The sequence below is a fragment of the Nostoc sp. 2RC genome, from assembly GCF_014222165.1.
Taxonomy (GTDB): domain Bacteria; phylum Cyanobacteriota; class Cyanobacteriia; order Cyanobacteriales; family Nostocaceae; genus Nostoc; species Nostoc linckia.
In genome coordinates this window covers 1-19434 of record NZ_JACKZU010000140.1, presented here as the reverse complement: position 1 = coordinate 19434, position 19434 = coordinate 1, and the positions used below count along the sequence as shown (strand labels likewise).

Sequence of the window (19434 nt, the reverse complement as noted above, 5' to 3'; positions counted from 1 at the left end):
GGAGCGGTGGGGGGGGGAGATGGGGAGAGAGGGGAGTGTGGGGGGAAGAAATCTTTCCTTCCCCATCCTCCCACACCTCCCACACCTCCCACACTTCCTGCTTGCCCCATACCTGAAGATTAGGCAAAGTGGGGAGTGACTATTTATTAGCAAAAGCAGGGAAAGATAAGTCAACAATCAAGATTCTAGAAGTTATTTATGATGAAAGGTATTTCTTTTGCAGGTTTGGGTGGGTTAGCACTAATAACTACAGTTTCATTTTTGGGTCAATTTCCAGGAGTTGGAAATATTTGGCATTTAGAAAGTGCTTACGCTCAAAATATCAAAACTCAAGCGCAATTGAATTTGCGCTTAGAAGCCGAAAAGCTAGTGGTAGCTCAAAATGAGCAGGGTAAACAAAGCGAAAAATGGGAACCTTTGAAAGGTCAAGCTGTGGTGCGGCCGGGAAATGTATTGAGATATACCTTAAGCGGGGCAAATCAAAGCGATCGCCCAGTGAAAAATTTAATTTTGAATCAACCTATTCCACGTGGAATGGTCTACGTACTTAAATCTGCAAATGTAACTAATAATGGAAAAATTACTTATAGCATTGATGGTGGGCGTAGCTTCGTCGAAAATCCCACCGTTAAAGTTACTCTTCCTGACGGCAAAGTGGAAATTAAACCAGCGCCAGCCATTGCTTACACCCACATCCGTTTACAGATTTCGTCAGTTCCAGCAAAGACCACAGTCAAGGCGACTTATCAAGCCCAAGTGCGTTGATTGAAAGAAGAATTTAGGATTCAGAATTCAGGATTCAGAATGCGGAATTCTGACTCCCTAATTATGTTTTGATAAGTGTTTTATTAACAATCAAATTCGCATTTCGAGGAGATGTGTTCAGTGAGCCGTCCTCAAAAACAAAAACAAATTAATTATAGCAGTAAATTGTGGCAAAAATTAACAGCTAATTTTTTAATGGTAAGTTTTTTATATACTACTTTACTTAGCTCAGCAACAGCACAACAAAATAATAATGAAGTAGCTTCTGTGGCAATTACAAATCAAGCTAATTATACTTATACAGACGCAGCTACTAATAGTAAATATGAAGGAATTTCTGGTCAAATTAACGCTACTCCTAACCCATTAGTTGACCCATTAGGTCGAATTTTAGGTTGTGCAGGGACTTTGTTACCAGACTATACAGGTTTTTCAGTAGGAGTGTACGAACCCAATGCTAGCGACCCGACTGGTACAGAATTGGGGAGTTTAGCTGATTTGACACGAACAGAGTTACCGGATATTTCTAATAACAATGTGCCTGGTGGAAAATCTCCAAATATTGAAAATAGTAACCCATATTTCATTACAAATAATCCTGCGGGCGTCTACAACTTTTTACTAGATCCAAACAAGGGGCAAACCAATCCAGGTAGAATCTATATTTTTGTAGTCAATCCACCACCGAATTCTATCTATAAACAACGGCGCATTAAGATTGAAATCCTTGATAGCACTGGTTCACAAGGTAATGGTGTAGTGCGATATGTAGCGAGTTCTTTAGATGGGCAACCAATTAGTCTCACGGGTCAAACTAGGGTAGAGCAAACAGTTGTTTTAGTTCCCAATGCAGAAACAGTGGGATTGGATTTATTAGCCTTTGAATTTACTACAAATTTGTGCCAAGCCAATCAGTTGCAGATTATTAAAACAGGCGATCGCGCTACTGCTGAACCTGGAGATACGGTAATTTATCGGCTCTCCCTGAAAAATCTTGCTGATGCTGGTTTGAATAATGTAGTTATTACTGACAACCTGCCTTTAGGATTCCAGTTCTTGGAGAAATCTGTGCGTGGAGAACTGGATGGTACAGCAGTCAATATCACCTCTCAAAGAAATGGAAATACGGTGATATTCCGGACAGATGTGACGATTCCCACAGAGAAAGTCTTGAATATTGCCTACGCTGCTCAATTAACAGCCGATTCTCTGCGTGGTAGTGGTCGCAATAGTGCGATCGCTAATGCCCAACGAAGTGATAACGGTTTTAGCACTAAGGACGGCCCAGCAACGCATCAACTGAAAATTCGTCCCGGAATTGTTTCTGATTGTGGCACGATTATCGGTCGGGTGTTTGTTGATAAAAACTTTGATGGCGAACAACAGCGTGGTGAGCCTGGGATACCCAATGCAGTGGTTTATCTAGAAGATGGTAACCGCATCACCACAGATCCCAATGGTTTATTTTCTCTAGCTAACGTCTTACCTGGATACCACACAGGTGTTCTAGACCTCAGTAGTGTACCCGGTTATGCCTTAGCTCCCAATAAAAAATTCCGCGAACGCAATAGCCAATCTCGCCTGGTGCATTTAGAACCAGGTGGATTGGTACGTATGAACTTCGGTGTCACCCCATTTCAGGAGCCAGTCAAGAAATGAAACCTAGATTGCACTGTGCAACTATTTTCAACTTGAGGTTGATGGGGGCGATGCCGGTAGCTCTCAGCCTCATTTTGTATCCTGCCATAGTCAAAGCAAAAGTCACCAACGAAAACCTGTTTTTGCCAACAGACAAGGGTGTGGAAGATCGAGCCGTTGAAAATAAAGTGGTTGAAAAAACTATGGATGTGAATTCTGGAGTTGGTGATTCAGGATCTAAAAAGGTCACGCAAAAACACAATACTTTTGGAGTTTCTTGGCTAGCGGCGAATAGAAGTTTTCAAGCCAAAGACGCAAAGGTGAGAAGAATAACTCGACAACGGTTAAATTCTTCTGGTTTTTTGGGAAATTATAACGAAGAGTTTGGAGTTGTAGAATTTTCCTCAACTTCTTTGGCCTCGGCTACTGTGACTACCATTTCAGATGTCCAACCAAGTGAAAGGGAAATACAACCATTTCAACCACCAACTTCTGTGGAATTACCCAGAGGATTACGGAAAATTGCAGGAATAGAAAACAAGAAAAACCAATCTCAAAGAGAAATACAACCATTTCAACCATCAACTTCTGTAGGTTTACCCAGAGGCTTACGCAAAATTGCTAATAGGGACGTGGGGATGGGGGGACAGGAAGACCCAAAGATAGGAGAACCCTCTGATGCAAAGATGGGGGAACAGGAAGATCCAAAGATAGAAGAACGCCCTGACGCAAAGATGGGGGAACAGGAAGATGTCAAGGATGAACAAGGGGTGAATGAAAACATCCCTGTGTCTGCACCTCCAACAATTTCTACAGGAATCAAAATCTTGACTCCCACAACCAACAGTGTTGTAGATCTACAAGCTACTGCCGTGGTTGTGGAGTTTCCTACTGGTAGTCAGGTGGAATTACGAGTAAATGGGGTGTTGGTAGATCCTTCCTTAGTGGGGCGGACGGAAACTGATACGAGTACTAATTTAGTAAAGCAGACATGGTATGGTGTTTCCCTACAAGAAGGTCAAAATACTATCTCTGCACAGGTGGTGGGAAGAACCGAACCGCCTGTCACGGTGCAGGTTGTAGTCCGGGGAGCGCCGCAGCAATTAACTTTAGAAACTGTTGAGTCTCGTATTCCAGCAGATGGACGTTCTACAGCTACAATTCGGGGTCAACTGCTTGATGCTAGTGGGAATCGTTCTAATTATGATGCTGTGGTTACTTTGATACCTACTGCTGGGGATTTCGTGGAAAAAGATTTCAAACCCGATGAACCTGGATTTCAAGTGGAGGCCAAAGGGGGACAATTTACAGCAAGATTACGATCGCAACTAAAAGCAGAAACTGTGACAATTAGAGCGATCGTTAATAATTTAGAAGCCTTTACGCAGTTGCAATTTGAAACGGCTCTGCGTCCGAGTTTGCTCACCGGGGTTATAGATTTACGTTTGGGCGCAAGAGGTACAAATTATTACGGTAGTTTCCGCGATTTCATTCCTCCCGATAAAGACAATAGAACGCAATTAGATTTCCATTCAGCGATATTTGCCACCGGTACGATTGGAGAGTGGTTGTTTACAGGTGCATATAACAGTTCTCGTAACTTGAATGAAGATTGTAACTGTGACAATCGCTTGTTTAGAACTTATCAATTTAGCGAGCAAAACTATCCTGTTTATGGCGATAGCTCGAAAGTTGATGTGGTGGCTCCTTCCATTGACAGCGTGTTTCTGCGTTTTGAGCGCTCCACCGGTGTACCTGGATCTTCCCCTGATTTTGCTATGTGGGGTGACTATAACACAGAAGAATTTGCCCGGCGATCGCAGCAATTTACTTCCATCACTCGTCAACTCCACGGCTTTAAAGCTAATTACAACTTAGGAAATTTACAAATTACGGGTTTTTACGGCAATAACTTAGAAGGATTCCAACGAGACACCATTGCTCCCGATGGTACTAGTGGTTATTATTTCCTTTCTCGCAGACTCCTACAACCAGGGAGCGAAAATGTTTTTATCGAGTTAGAAGAACTAAATCGTCCTGGGACTGTATTGGAACGCAAACAGCTAAATCGAGGCCCAGACTACGAAATCGACTACGATCGCGGGACTTTATTATTCCGCGAACCAATTCTTCGCACCGATATAGATGAAGCCGGACAAGTCTTGGTACGTCGGATTGTAGTTAGCTATCAATATGAAACTGAAGACTCTGATAGCAATATCTTTGCCGGTCGTTTGCAATATAATCTTTCCCGCAAGCTCAACCAAGAAAGTTGGATTGGAGCAACCTACGTCCAAGAAAATCAAGGAGTGCGTGATTTTCAACTGTATGGCGCAGATGCGCTGATATCTTTGGGTGATAAGGGTAAGCTAATTGCAGAATACGCCCATTCCAGTAATGATTCTGATGTTCTGGGAAAGGTTAGGGGTGATGCTTATCGGTTGGAAGCTGAGGGACAAATTGCTAATGGAATTCAAGGACGTGCTTATTATCGGTTTGCCGATACAGGTTTTGCTAATAATGCCACCATCAGCTTTGTACCGGGACAAACTCGTTATGGAGCGCAGGTTACAGCTAAACTAACTCGAACTACCACCGCTAGAGTCCAATACGACCACGAAGACAATTTTGGGATTGCTCCCCAACCCCTAGACACCTTTGAAGAATTATTTGCACCCCGTAATGATGCTATACCAGGAAGTCAAGTTAATAATTCCCTGACCACAATTACCGCAGGAATTCAACAACGCTTTGGTAGCGCCATCTTTGATTTGGATTGGATTCATCGCGATCGGCAAGACCGCATTTCACCCAATGCTTTGAATAGTAATTCCAATCAATTGCGATCGCGTTTCACGGTTCCCATTGTGAAAAACCTGACTTTCCAAGCCCAAAACGAACTGAGTTTATCTTCTCAAAAAGATAGTATTTATCCCGACCGTACTATCTTCGGGTTAAATTGGGCAGTAATTCCTGGTGTAAATGTCAGTCTGGCCCAACAGTTTTACAGCAGTGGTCAATTTTCTGGTAACTCCATCACCAGCTTGAGTGTCAACGGCGAACACAAACTTGGAAAAGATACCACCATAACTGGTCGTTACTCAATTTTGGGTGGTGCTAATGAAGTGACTACCCAAGGTGCCATCGGTTTAAATAATCGCTGGACGATTGCTCGCGGATTGCGGTTGAATTTAGCTTACGAACACGTATTCGGTAACTTCTTTGGTCGGACGGCGGCGGGTCAACAATATCCCCAACCTTACGCCTATGGTCAAGCCGCATCCTCCATCGGATTTGATGGTGGCGATAGTTACAGCGTAGGCTTGGAATACAGCGATAATCCCCAGTTTCAAGCTAGTGCCCGCTACGAGCATCGCTCTTCTTCTAGTGGTACTAATACCGTAATTACCGCAGGTGCATTAGGTAAAATTTCGCCATCTTTGACGGCTTTAGTACGCTATCAACAAGCAAATTCTTCCAATCAAAGACTTTCAGGATTGGCAGATACCGCTAATCTGAAGGTGGGTTTAGCTTACCGCGACCCCCATAGTGATAAATTTAATGCTTTGTTGCGTTATGAATATCGCCAAAATCCGGCGATTATTCCTGAGACGATTCTCTTAGGTAGCGGTACGGGTTCCCAAGACCATACTTTTGCTTTGGAAGCTATTTACGCTCCTAACTGGCAATGGGAATTCTACGGTAAGTATGCTTTGCGTAATAGTACTTCTTACTTAGCTAACGATTTAGTTGGTACAAGTACAGTGAATTTGGGACAATTACGAGCTACTTATCGTTTGGGATATAGCTGGGATTTAGTTGGTGAGGCTCGCTGGATTGGTCAATCTAATTACAGTGAGACGGGCTTTGTTCTGGAAACAGGTTACTACCTGACTCCTAATTTGCGGCTTTCTGCTGGATATGTTTTTGGTGAAGTTGATGACAGGGATTTTTCTGGAACGCGATCGGCTGGTGGAGCATATTTGGGTTTAACTGTCAAGCTGGATGACTTGTTTGATGGTTTTGGACAGCAAAAGTCAGTGCCACGTCCGCAACAGCAGCCGAATGCAACAGAGGCACAGATGAAAATAGAGACAGATCGAGGCGCGTCTCTAGGTCGGGACTTACGCGAAATCATGAAAAAACGAACCGCAAAGGACGCAAAGGACACAAAGAAATAAGAGTTTCAGAGAGTTTTTCCGTAAGTCCTAGTCTCTACAAATCGTCTTAGACAGACAATGCTTGTCTGGTTTCAACTGGTTCACCAGTCAAACTAAAAGCACGAACTTCAGTAATTTTTACCTTCACCAACTGCCCTTTCAACTGTTTGATGTCGCCAGTGAAAAAGGTTAAACGATTACCGCCTGTGCGTCCCATGACTTGAGTTTTATCTTTGGGGTTTTGGTCTTCTACTAGAACTTCTTCAATGCGTCCGAAGTAACGTTGCGATCGCTCGCTGGCTTTCACATTTACTAGATGATTTAATCTTTGTAGGCGATCGCTTTTAACTTCTTCAGTCAGTTGATTGTCCCACAAAGCGGCTGGTGTTCCTGGACGTGGCGAATATGCGGCTGTATTCAACATATCAAAGCCGATATCTTCCACAAGTTTCAAGGTATTTTCAAATTGTTCTTCTGTTTCTCCAGGAAATCCCACAATTGCGTCGGCACTAATTGAAGCATCTGGCATGTAACGCCGAATGGTATCAATAATTCGACGGTATTTTTCATGGGTATAACCACGCGACATAGCCTTTAAAACTTCATTATCTCCAGATTGAAAGGGAATGTGGAAGTGTTCGCAGACTTTGGGCAATTCAGCACACGCTTTAATTAGCCTTTCAGTAAAATAACGGGGATGGCTAGTAGCAAATCTTATCCTTTCAATTCCCGGCACATCATGGACGTAATACAGTAAATCTGTGAAATTGTATAAATGCCGACCTTCTGGTGTAGTTCCGGGCAAATCTCTGCCGTAAGCGTCAATATTTTGACCGAGTAAAGTAACTTCCTTGTAACCTTGCTTTCCTAATTCTGCCATTTCTTTCCAAATAGCTTCTGGTGTGCGAGATTGTTCCACACCACGCACGTTGGGAACCACACAGTAGGTGCAGCGTTCGTTACAGCCATAAATGACATTCACCCAAGCAGTGACTTTACTATCTCGTCGCGGCTGGGTGATATCTTCCATAATATGAACTTGTTCAGTTGCTACAACTTGGTTACCCTCAAACACAGATTCCAACAAATCTTTGAGGCGGTTGGCGTGTTGCGGCCCCATTACCAAGTCTAATTCCGGCACGCGCCGCAACAAAGCTTCCCCTTCTTGTTGGGCAACGCAACCAGCAACAATCAACGTTAAATCTGGCTGCTCGTGCTTGCGCTTTGCTTGTCTACCAAGGTAAGAATAGACTTTTTGCTCGGCATTATCTCGAATTGTGCAGGTATTGTAGAGAATCACATCTGCATTATTTGGATCTTCCGACCACTCAAAGCCCATGTTTTCCAACACGCCAGCCATGCGTTCTGAGTCAGCTTTATTCATCTGACAGCCGAAAGTAGTGATGTGATAGTGGCGTTTAGAAGTGGTCATGGGAAATTACGCTTAATGAGCCTAATGTATATAAATTTTATTTCTTTCTATTTTATAACGCTCTTAACCAACGTTAGGTAATGCTGCTATGTAAAACCTAGACAACGGTAGGGGTTATGCTCTGACAAGAAACCAAAAACCCCAAATGCCACAGATATAACAGTCCGATTTGATTAATGAGCTGAATCTGTATAGGCAGGCGAGAGGCAATAGGCAATAGGCAACAGGGTTATAAAAGAGTAAAGTGTACGGAATTTTGTTCAAAAATCAAATAGGATTCCTATATGTATACAATGAAACATTGATTCGGAAATAATCGCTCATCAAACAGCGATCGCAATTATTTGCACTATTGACTAAATATAAACAAGTTATTATGTAGTATGCCGAAAATTACTGTTTGTATTCCTACTTTTAATCGTATCTGTCTTTTACGTTATGCGATCGCCAGTGTACTTAATCAGTCAGAGCAAGACTTTGAACTAATTGTTTGTGATGACGGTTCCAGTGATGGAACACCTGAATTAATGTCCGAGTACACAGACCCCCGGATTAAATACATTCGTCATTCACAAAATATTGGTAAAAGCAATAATATGCGCTCTGGTTTTGATGCTGCTAGTGGTGAATATTTTATTAAATTTGATGATGATGACCGACTAACGCCTGATTTTCTAGCAACTACAGCAGCTATTCTTGACCAAGACTCTGGTATTGATTTTGTTGGTACAGACCATTGGATAATTGATATTAACAATATCCGAGATGAGCTAAAAACTGAGGAAAATTCTCATCGCTGGGGAAGAAAGGATTTACCCACAGGTATTGTAGATAATTTGCTGAAAGTTGTATTTGTTCGTCAAAGTTTTCAAATTGGAGCAACATTATTTCGCCGTCAAACCTTGCAAGAATTGGGATTTATGTTGCCCAATCTCCAAAATTGTGAAGACAATGATTTATTCGTAAGATTAGCTTTGGCTGGTAAAAAAGCTTATTACTTGTCAGAATTACTGATGGAATATCGTTTACACTCAGAACAACAAGGTATCAATCGAGCTATCCCTTATTTTTTTGATAAAATCCGATATTTAGAAAGTTATCAATTTGCATCGGAAGAATTAGAAAAAGTTCGACAAGAGCGTTTAATGGAAACGCAGTTATTATTAGGCTTGCGTTTAATTGAAACCGGGGAAACGCAAAAAGGCAGAGAACTAGTTTTAGCAGGAAAATCTTTTGCCACTGCTAAAGCTTGGACTGGTTTAGGGTTATCGCTGTTACCAGTTGGGTTACGAAGGAAGGCCTTTGACGTATTGCGACAGATGCGGGGTAATGTTTGATGTACTAGACAAGACAGGAGCAGAAAAAGACCGCAAATAAATTGGTGAATTTACCTCTTTTGTGGAAGAGTTGGAGAAGGTTGGTAATTTGAGTTAGATATGAATTGACTAATTAAGAAAAATGTACTAATAGTCAAGGCTATAGATATGATTGCGATCGCTAAAGAGTTAGTCTTCCAAAAGCTGAGTTTCCCTTGCTTATAAGCAGTATTGGCTATATTTACTTCCCGCCTAGCCTCTTCTAAAATTGATTGGAGAGCGTTTATCTGCTCATCTTCTAGTTCTGCAAATCTATCTTGGCGAAAAGCATTTTCTAGAATTTTTACCTTTTCTTCAGAAGATACTTGAGTAAGTTCTCTCTTGACAACCTCATAGGGATTACTTTGCTTGAGAGGTTGTGAGGATGGGATTTGAGAGTTTGGTTGAACATTTTGTTGATAAAATTTATCCAGTTTTTCATGTTTGACCGATTGTGATGATTGATTTGGCAGAATCGGAGGATCTTGCCGAATCTCTTTTTTGGTAAAACTGTATCCGTTATTTTGCGTTGCAGGTTTTGATGATTGATTTTGGGCTGTTCGTGGTTGAGTTGGGATACGCTGATTATTACCTATTTCATTTGTTTTCAATGACCATTTATAGTCACTATCTTGGACGACCATACTCTTCAATGAAGAATATAAGTAATGATTTACTTCTCGTCTTTCAACTCCCAGCATCTCAGCAATTTTTACTGCTCTTAGAGGAGTGCCACGTTTTAAAATTTCAACAATTTTAGACTCTAGACTATCCATGTTAGCCACAAATTTTAACTTTAGAAAATCAACTCAGACACTACCTTCTGCAAAACTGTCAATAATCTTTAGCATTGTTTTGTCACCTAAGCCTTTAATACGATCAACGACATTACTAAAAGATTTGAATTTTTCATTGTCACGCTCATTGATTATTTTTTCAATTATTTTAATATTGATACCAACACGCCTCAACTTAGAAGTTAACTCAGATATACTCAAGGTATTAAGTGCTTCTAAGGGTTCAATTGGTTTTGGAATTCGATATTCAATTTCCTTCAGTCTGTCATTAATATTTTTAATTTCCAGCCTAAACTCTGTTTGTAATTCAATAGTGCGGTTTTCAAACCGTGATTCAAGGTTTGTTAAGCGAGACTCTGTATTGCTAGACCGTGATTCCATATTTATTAAGCGGGATTCAATACCATCTGAACTATGAGGTACATTGTTAGGAATAAAAACTTTTGATTTTCTAAATAATTCAACTTGCTTAGTTAAAGTTTCCTCATTTTCAGATTCAATGATAAATACCCCAATCATTTCGCCCTTACGAGGATCTATCTCTCTAGCTCTAACAGCAGCATGATACTCAAAATCTCCATCTACTACCTCGTATGATTGCAGGCTTGTTCTGCGAACCACGATAGGATTAATAACCCCCTCAGAGTCTAAAATTAATCGAGCAGCCTGTTCTAGTTCATTATCTGCGAAAATTGAACGAAGTTTGCTTGAGGTAATTTTCTTTACAGCAACCAGTGATGTAGCTAATTTCATTGAGAAAGCCCTATTTTTTGTAAAACTTCTATTGCTAACAACTCAAATTCACGTGCCGAATTTGAGTCCGGTTTAAAATCTAGCACTGAAATTGGATCGGCTATCTCAAGATCTCCAACAATCTGAATTCTTTCAGCGCATTTTGCCAAATCTTCTCTTTCATAAATTACAGTATCCATCACATTGATATCATATCGACTATAAATATTTTCTAGACGATTTTTTAAAGTTGATTGTACAAATTTTGCATTTGTTGATATTTTACAAGCTAAAACTCCTATTATCTCAATTGGCGATTTTCTGATTTGTTTTCTAAATCCATTAATACTTTTTATAAATTCTTTAACGTTGGTTAATCCTTGGTTAGCGAAGGGTTTTAAATCTGATGGAATGATAAGAAAATCTGTAGCTATTAAGGCAATTTTGGCATATAGATTTAAAGAAGGTGGTGTGTCAATTAACACAATATCATACTGTTCTCTTACTTCCTCTAGTTTTTCAATCAGTATTAGCCTGCTATAGTCAAGTGCATTCAGTTCCGTTTCTTGCCTTATCAAATCAATGTGTGCAGGAATTACATAAATTTCTGGATTACTAAAATTAGATTTTCTGGCTACCTCTGCAATAGAGTAAAATTCTTCTGATTGCAATACATGAAAAATATTAGAATCTTTTATGTCATCAAACTCTTCATCATCAAATTTGACTAAACCAGTGGCAAATGTAGTGTTAGCTTGACTATCTAAATCAATAACTAGGACTCTTTTACCCTTCTTCCTAATAGCAGCAGCTAGATTAACCACAGTGGTTGTCTTACCTACGCCGCCTTTATTATGGTAAACCGCAATTGTTTTCATTGAATGTTGCCTCTTTGCTTCAAAATTGGAATTCTTTTGACTTATTTCAACTGTTGGTTTATCTAGTAACTGCCCTTCCTTCAGACTATCTCTACCAATTAAACTTTTAATTTCATTTAACTTTATATCAACTTCCTTTCCAGAACATTGAAAGATTAGCTGAATATCATATTGCAATTTTTGATAAATTCTGATTTCTTTGCCATTAGTCAGTACCCCATACTTTACATTCAAACTTGTTAAATAATGCCTGAGTCGGGGAACATGATTATTTAAGTTTTGTTTGGGATGCTTTGCCTCCATCACAACACTCAGGGGTGAGTTGGCGTCTAAGACAAAGGGAATTACTTGTGCGGCGAATGCTAAGAAATCTAAGCGAATGCTACCAACAGCAATTTCTTGATGCCAGGTGTCAGGAGTATAACCTAGCTGTGGTAGTAAATATTGCACTATGAGTTTGCTTTCAACTTCGCTTTCGTTACGGCACAGCTCAGGATTAAAAGCCAATATTTTTCTACCTCTAAATAATAACAATTATGGAAAAAACTTGATATTTGACAGTTTATCTTATAGCTTTTATTTTTATCAGTGATAAAAATCACTTAAAAAAATGTAAATTTTAATTAAAAGATAGTATATTTACTGCATTTAAAATTAACAATCTCAGCCAATATTTCCCCATTACCACCGTAAATGGCTAAAATCAAAGTGTTGACTTAACATATTTGTCCTAAAGGTTTTGGCTACTGTATCTTGTCCCCGCTGCCATCAACTGATTGAGAGTCAAGCTATTAGTTGTCCTTATTGCCGGATAACACTCAAAGCTTACGGTCATCCTGGTATTCCCCTCCACCGTGCTACAGGGGATGGGTATCTATGCGACACTTGTACCTATCACGCTGATGATAGTTGCAATTTTCCTCAGCGTCCCTACGCCAAAGATTGTACCCTCTACCAAAATATTGAAGAGACAAAATTAGATTTAGAACAGCAGCATCACTCCAAAAGTTTCGCGGTAACTGTGAAAAATTGGCTAAAACGTAATCAGGCTTTGCTGCTGGTATTAGGTTTATTTTTATTGTGTTTGCTGTTCGTTATATCAACATCTTAAATTTGTGTTTTTTGGTGAGATGAGGGAGAGGGGGTAGACAAGGAGAGAAGTCTAATCGGAGGTTTCCTCCGATCAGAACTTCGGAGAGAAAGCTTGCTACCTTGTCCCCCTCGTCTCCCTTGCCCCCTTACCATGCCCAATAATGCCCCATACCAAATTCACGCTGTGGTGATTGTGGAGGTTTCAGGTTCAACCGCTGTCAATGATACTTCTTCTTCAAATACAGTTAAGTCGAACCAAAAAGTAGTGCCAACGCCAACTTCACTGACCAAATGGACTTTGCTACGATGTCTGTCAATAATGTTTCTGACAATCGATAAACCTAAACCAGTGCCTTCTAGGGTGTGAACTCGGTTTTCGACGCGAAAGAAGCGTTCAAAAATTGAGTGTTGGTCTTCTGTGGCGATGCCAATTCCTGTATCGGAAATTTCAATTCGCACTGGGGGAGATTGGTTCTGATTAGGCTTGGAATCTAGTTGGTAGGCGCGAATTGCCACTTTACCACCAGCTTTTGTGAATTTTAGGGCATTACCAATTAAATTACCAAATACTTGTACCAGCAAATCATAATTACCAACTACTAACGGCAAATTAGGCGCAACTTCTTGAATCATTTCAACACATTTATCTTTAGCATTGAGTTGGTAAGTACGCAGTGTTTGTTCGATCGCTTGGGTAATATCCACTCCATCAAAGCTATAATTACGACCAGATTCGAGTTTTGATAAATCTAAAACATCGTTAACTAAGCGAGTCAGGCGATCGGTTTCATGGTTCACTGTTTGCAGAAACTCTTGCCGTTCTTTTAGCCCTAAATCTTCGCCGTAGTCATGCAAGGTTTCAATATAGGTTTTGATATTGAATAGAGGGGTTCGCAGTTCGTGAGAAACGTTGCTGATAAATTGGCTTTTGGCTTCGTTTAATTCCACCTCGCGGGTGATATCTTGGATGGTAATGGCGATGCCTTTGATACTTTCTCGTTGCTGGTTGAGTACTGTAGTCAACAGAATGCGGATTGTCCGCTTGATGGGTTGATTGAGAAAAATCCGGAATTCGGCGCTTTCACATTCACCTGTGGCCATTTCGTACAAAGGACGGGTGATTTCCATTTGTACTGCTGGGGGTAAATGATGCAGCACATTACGCCCTACCACTTGGGCAGCTTCCCAACCAAAAATTCGCCCTGCTGTGGGATTAACCAAAATCACCTGCATATTATTATCTATCAACACAGCACCGTCAGCGATGGTGGAAACTAAGGTTTCTAGCTTGGCTTTTTCTGCGGTGAGTTCTTCGATGTTTTGTTCTTCATAGCGCTCTAATCGCTCTGCCATTTCATTAAAGCTGAAAATTAATTCCCCTAGTTCACCCCCCAAAGGTAAATCAATGCGCTGCTTAAAATTCCCCGCAGCAATTTGTTTGACTCCCACCAGCAATTCTTTAATCGGCTTGGTGATGGTTAAAGCATTAATCACTCCTGCCAAAATTACCATTACCCAAATGGTGATAAAAACAGCAATGGTAACATCGCGGGTAAAATTGGTAGAGATGACAGCAGTTTGATTGGGATTAATACCGATCGCCAATACACCCAAGTATTTTTTATCAACGATCAAGGGAATAAAGACATCCGTCACCGTCCCTGATGGGGTCATGTGTTGTCGCACCATCGGCTTTTCACCATCACCAGGATAATCCTCTGGCAGTTGTATCCGCCGTTCAATGGTGAGGGAGTTTTCTACCTCCGGTTCCCAAAAAGGAATGCCAAAAAAGATTTTCCCAGTTTCATCTGCGTACAGCATATAACGCACACTAGAGGTGCTGCTGTAGAAACGTTGAGAAAATTGGGCAACCTCAGTCAAATTATTATCAGCCACTAGGGGGGCAACGTTGGCAGCAAGCAGCAGTCCCAAATCACGTCCAAAGCGGGTGTCATTCATCCTTGCATCTTGCTGAATGGTGTTCACAGCCCAAAAGGTCAAACCACTCATCACCAAGGAGACTACCATTGTCGCCACAGCCAACAGTTTGGTCTGGAGAGTGAACTCAGACCACCAACTAGCGATCGCATCTCGAATTGTTTTTAACAGAGCTAGCATCTTAAATAAAGTTGTTAGTAGTCCTTTGTTATAAACCCCAACAACTAAAAAATTAACAGTTAATTTGACAAATATGTTAGTAATTGGGTATTAAGCATGGGACATGGGGCATAGGGAAGAATGAAAAATTATCTCTTTCACCCCGCTCTTGTGTCTGTGCATCTCCCTCATCTCCCCTAATATTACCCTGTACAAAAAGCTTAGTGCATCGCTCTCATGCTAGTGCAAAATCTGTGTACTGCCCCTTGGCCAAAGCTTTCTGTTTCCATAGCTCAGGGTTATTCTCAAATTGAGCCTTACGAGCATCACAAAAATTGCCTAACTTTTGGGCAACATTGGTAGTTATACGCGATTTTTTGTGTTTGATAGTACTAATGACTAAGACGGCGAGTAGCAATTCATTCCATTCCTAGAACGAATGGACTTTCTCGCCGTCTTTTGTCAGCTTGCTTGTGCCCCTTACTCTCCTCATCTTTGGCCATGTCCAGCCGCCGTTTGATATCAGGTTCGCCTAAATACTTACGATAACAATGACGCAAAGACAGTGAGACGCTCTGACACGCAGAATTTTGAATCGTAAGTGATTACCCGAACTTGATATGAATCTGCCAAGTTATTCAAAATTTGTAATCGGGAAGATTTGGGAAATAAATAATCCCGGATTTCTCACCACATCTTTTGAAGTCTGCGCTTGTGCAGGGGAGCAGGGGAGAATTCTTGTACAAGTTCTTTCCTCTCTACCCTCAAGCCCCTTCAGCTTGTGAGAAATGCGGGACAATGCCTGTTGGTGTGAGTCAATTGTAAACTGGGTCATCACTTTGCGATCGGGCATCTAGTCTTGAGAGAAATACGGGTTATAAGTCTATAAAACTTGGTAATCATTAAGCTAATTTTTTACTAAATCTAGTATTTATACTGAAGCTTTAATAGCTAGATTCAGTTATTGAGTGAAAAGGCCAGTAAATCTAGCTAAGAAACAATGACTAGTAATGATTTTATACAGGCAGAGAAAAATCAGACTTTGCGAATGCGTTTACCGCGTACTCTGAGTTATCTGGAAACCTGGGGTTTTGGGTTAACGGGTCATGTTGGATGGATTGGTACTGCCCCGATTATTCATGCAGCATTAGGGTCTAAAGCTATCTTCATTTGGTTATTTGGCACTATTGTATCTTTTTTACTTAATTTGCAGGTACAAAGTTTAGGTAAACATTGGTCAGAAGTCGCAGGAGGAACACCAAACTATGCCACAAGGTTATTAAAAAACTTTCCTCATTTAGGTCTTTACGTAGCTTTAGGATACTTCTTTAGTTGGACAGCAGCACCAGCGCTGTATGCAATTATTTTGACAAATTTGATTAAAATCAATTTTCAAACATTAGGTATTGTTTGTCCAGAAACTTTTTTAAAATTTGTATTTACAGCTATTCCCTTTATCGTAGCATTCAGCGGTAGTCGTGCTTTAGCGCTACTGCACTTATTTTTTGCGTTTCCAGCGATTTTATTACTGTTTTTATTTTGCATTCAAGGTGTAGTATCGTTAACCTTTTCAAGTACTAGTTTTAATTTACCGACAGTTAGTATACATAGCTTGAGTTTTCAAGAATGGGCAAAGTGGTTTTTCCTGGCCAGTTATTCAATTTATGCTTGTGAAACTACTTCTTCTTTTGTTGCTGATAGCCACAATCCAGATAAAACTTTGAAGTTTTTAACGGTGGCTGCTTGCTTAATTCCCCCAGTATTTTTAGGCAGTTCTTGGGTTTTAATGTGTTCGGCTCCAAATCAAGCAGTAGGCGACGATGTTTTTTTAAATTTACTAGCAGCTTCTTTACCTTTTTGGGGTAAATACGCTTCTTTTTTAGTAACACTTTTAATTACTGTATCATGCCTTTTAAGCTCTGCTACGGCAGTTTCTAATTCTCCTCGAATATTGTATCAACTTGGTTTAGACGGACAGGTTTCCCAAATATTTACAGTGGTTTCTCGTCAAGGTGTTCTTGGGCCTGCCATTTTAGTTGGCTTTGTGCTGAGTTTACTGTGTTTAAATTTGGGAAATGTATCTCAATTAGTGACGGTGGCGGGTACTTGTTTTTTGTTGTCAATTATGGGACTACATTTAGGATTATGGTTGTGTCGAGGTCAAGCTGAAGTGTTATGGCCTTGGTGGTCGCTTGGTTTTTTCTTTGTAGAAGCGATAGTTCTAATAGTGGGAGGTTTAGCTTGGAATTGGAGAGATTTTTTAGTGGGATTGTTATTACCGATTTTTTTGATGTTAGGAGACGCACTGCTAAGTCGCCTAAATTTTGCGGCCTTATCTGTAAAATTTTGGGCAGACCTTTATGATACAAAGTCTACTAAAAACAGTCCAGATTTTGTTGTATTACAGGTGATTGTCTTAGTATCATTAATTTGTATTACTGCTACAAGTAGTTGGTTTATCCGGGATTTATTAGGCAAAACTACTGGTGATAGTCATAATTCTTTATTAGCAATTTTACTAGTAACGCTTTCCTTTGGAGGAGTGGCGATCGCCTGTTGGACAACTCTACCACAAATTGTTGCTATTGATGAGGCACGCAAACAAGCAAAAAATTTATTTATCACAACTCTCGATACAGTTCCAGATACTGTTTTAGTCTTAGATGAAAACGGGATGATTTGCCAAACAAATGCAGCGGCTGAGGAATTATTTGAATCGAGTATTCAGCAATTGCTTGGACAAAATTTAAATCAATTATTAATTTGCTATCACGGCAAACCAGACCAATGGTCTCTTAGGAGCGAGCAAACTTTAAAAATTAACCAAGGTCTACGAATTGTTGAATCTACTGTTTCAAGACCATTTAACTCCCAACTACGAGAGTATGTTGTGATTGTACGCGATATTACTCAACGTAAACTAGCAGAGGAAGAATTAGTCCAATATCGTTGCCAGCTTGAGCAATTAGTTTTAGAACGCACTGTGGAACTGATTCGAGTTAATCAACAACTCCAACAAGACATTATTAAACGTCAAGAAGCACAAGAACAATTACTACACAATACCCTTCATGATGGGCTAACTGGATTACCCAATCAACGTTTATTTATCGACCGAGTGCAGCAGTCAATAGAACATAGCAAACAGGATAAAAATTATTTATTTGCTGTACTTTTCTTAGACTTAGACCGCTTTAAAGTAGTGAATGACAGCCTGGGACATCTACTAGGAAATCAACTTTTAATTGCAATTTCCCATCGTCTCAAATCAGTTGTCCGCATAGGAGATATAGTTGCGCGTTTTGGTGGAGATGAATTTACAATCTTAATTGAAAAAATTGATGATGTTAATACAGCCATACAAATAGCTGAACGCATTAAAAAGGTATTATCTTTGCCATTTCAATTGAATGAACATCGGGTATTTACTAATGCTAGTATTGGCATCGCTCTCAGCAAAGCTGATTATCAGCAGGCAGCACAAATAATCCGCGATGCAGATGTGGCAATGTACTCTGCTAAAGCACTTGGTAAAGCACGTTATGAAGTATTTGACCAAAAAATGCACGAGAGTGCATCTTTGCTTTTAGAGTTAGAAACTGCTCTGCGACACGCACTGCTGCTGAAGCAAGATGAATTTCGCCTTTACTATCAGCCAATTGTTTCGCTGATAACTGGCAGAATTATTGGCTTTGAAGCATTGATACGCTGGCATCATCCAGAAAGAGGAATTGTTTCGCCTCAAGATTTTATCCCCTTGGCAGAAGAAACTGGAATGATTGTTAGTATCGGGCAATGGGTACTTTATCAAGCCTGCCAACAAATGCATACATGGCATGAGCAATTTCCTAGTTCATTAAACTTGACAATTAGCGTCAATTTTTCTGGTAAACAGATTACCCAAACTGATATCTTTAAACAAGTTAAACAGACTTTACAGCAAACTGGACTAGAACCATGCAGTTTAAAATTGGAAATTACTGAAAGTTTGTTAATGGATAATTTTGAATTAGCGAATACCGTACTTTCAGAATTAACTGCGCTGAATATCGAGTTACATATGGATGATTTTGGTACTGGTTATTCATCTTTGAATTATCTGCATCGGCTACCAATAAAAACTATTAAAATTGACCGTTCTTTTGTTAATAACATAGGTAGTCGAGGAGAGAATTTAGAAATTGTGCGAGCGATTGTAACCTTAGCTCATAATTTAAATATGTCTGTCACAGCAGAAGGCATAGAAACTGTAGAACAGTTAGCACAACTTCAAGCATTAGAGTGTGATTTTGGACAAGGATATTTCTTCTTACCACCTATGGAAGGTGCAGAAGTCGAAACATTACTTGCTGCTAACTTTTGTTACAAAAACTTTTTAAGTAACTAAATTCTCATTGGGAATTGGGAGTGTTGACTGTTGACTGTTGACTGAGATTAAAAATTAAGAATTATTCTCCCCATCTCCCTATCTCCCCATCTCCCCATGCC

At 40.1% G+C, this 19434-nt stretch carries 11 protein-coding genes; 6 read left to right on the top strand and 5 right to left on the bottom strand.

From position 1 onward, the window contains the following. Positions 1-201 precede the first annotated feature (201 nt). The 3 genes from GNE10_RS17095 (at position 202) to GNE10_RS17085 (ending at position 6584) form a co-directional block, all read left to right on the top strand. Positions 202-765 (top strand): hypothetical protein, encoded by a 564-nt coding sequence (locus tag GNE10_RS17095; protein ID WP_185566218.1) that lies wholly within the window; start codon positions 202-204, stop codon positions 763-765. A gap of 111 nt (positions 766-876) precedes the next feature. Then, positions 877-2424 carry a DUF11 domain-containing protein gene (locus GNE10_RS17090; RefSeq protein ID WP_185566216.1) on the top strand — a complete coding sequence of 516 codons (1548 nt, stop codon included), beginning with the start codon at positions 877-879 and terminating at the stop codon, positions 2422-2424. After that, a complete protein-coding gene (locus GNE10_RS17085) occupies positions 2421-6584 on the top strand; it encodes an Ig-like domain-containing protein (RefSeq protein WP_260446913.1) in 4164 nt (1387 codons plus the stop codon). The genes GNE10_RS17090 and GNE10_RS17085 overlap by 4 nt, the downstream gene beginning before the upstream one ends. A 46-nt stretch (positions 6585-6630) precedes the next feature. Here GNE10_RS17085 and miaB read toward each other — a convergent pair whose 3' ends face one another. Then, entirely contained in the window at positions 6631-7995 is a 1365-nt protein-coding gene (miaB, locus tag GNE10_RS17080) for a tRNA (N6-isopentenyl adenosine(37)-C2)-methylthiotransferase MiaB (RefSeq protein ID WP_185566215.1), read from the bottom strand. Between the two features lie 383 nt (positions 7996-8378). Between miaB and GNE10_RS17075 the strand changes: the two genes are divergently transcribed. Next, positions 8379-9332 (top strand): glycosyltransferase family 2 protein, encoded by a 954-nt coding sequence (locus GNE10_RS17075; protein ID WP_185566214.1) that lies wholly within the window; start codon positions 8379-8381, stop codon positions 9330-9332. A gap of 50 nt (positions 9333-9382) precedes the next feature. On the opposite strand, the gene GNE10_RS17070 is transcribed toward GNE10_RS17075, so the two are convergent. Genes GNE10_RS17070 through GNE10_RS17060 form a run of 3 tightly spaced genes read right to left on the bottom strand, consistent with a single transcriptional unit; the run spans position 9383 to position 12264 of the window. Further along, entirely contained in the window at positions 9383-10126 is a 744-nt protein-coding gene (locus GNE10_RS17070; RefSeq protein WP_185566217.1) for a hypothetical protein, read from the bottom strand. 33 nt (positions 10127-10159) lie between these two features. Beyond that, complete coding sequence (locus GNE10_RS17065) at positions 10160-10900, bottom strand: hypothetical protein (protein WP_185566213.1); 741 nt, start codon at positions 10898-10900, stop codon at positions 10160-10162. Then, positions 10897-12264 carry an AAA family ATPase gene (locus GNE10_RS17060; protein WP_185566212.1) on the bottom strand — a complete coding sequence of 456 codons (1368 nt, stop codon included), beginning with the start codon at positions 12262-12264 and terminating at the stop codon, positions 10897-10899. The genes GNE10_RS17065 and GNE10_RS17060 overlap by 4 nt, the downstream gene beginning before the upstream one ends. A 232-nt stretch (positions 12265-12496) precedes the next feature. Between GNE10_RS17060 and GNE10_RS17055 the strand changes: the two genes are divergently transcribed. Beyond that, the gene (locus GNE10_RS17055; RefSeq protein ID WP_185566211.1) at positions 12497-12868 is read left to right on the top strand and encodes a zinc ribbon domain-containing protein; all 372 of its coding nucleotides are present in this window, start codon (positions 12497-12499) and stop codon (positions 12866-12868) included. Positions 12869-13026: 158 nt separating this feature from the next. Here GNE10_RS17055 and nblS read toward each other — a convergent pair whose 3' ends face one another. Then, the gene (gene nblS / locus GNE10_RS17050; protein WP_185566210.1) at positions 13027-14967 is read right to left on the bottom strand and encodes a two-component system sensor histidine kinase NblS; all 1941 of its coding nucleotides are present in this window, start codon (positions 14965-14967) and stop codon (positions 13027-13029) included. 979 nt (positions 14968-15946) lie between these two features. On the opposite strand from nblS, the gene GNE10_RS17045 reads away from it, so the two are divergent. Beyond that, positions 15947-19333: an EAL domain-containing protein gene (locus GNE10_RS17045; RefSeq protein ID WP_185566209.1), complete on the top strand. Its 3387-nt coding sequence runs from the start codon at positions 15947-15949 to the stop codon at positions 19331-19333. Positions 19334-19434 lie beyond the last annotated feature (101 nt).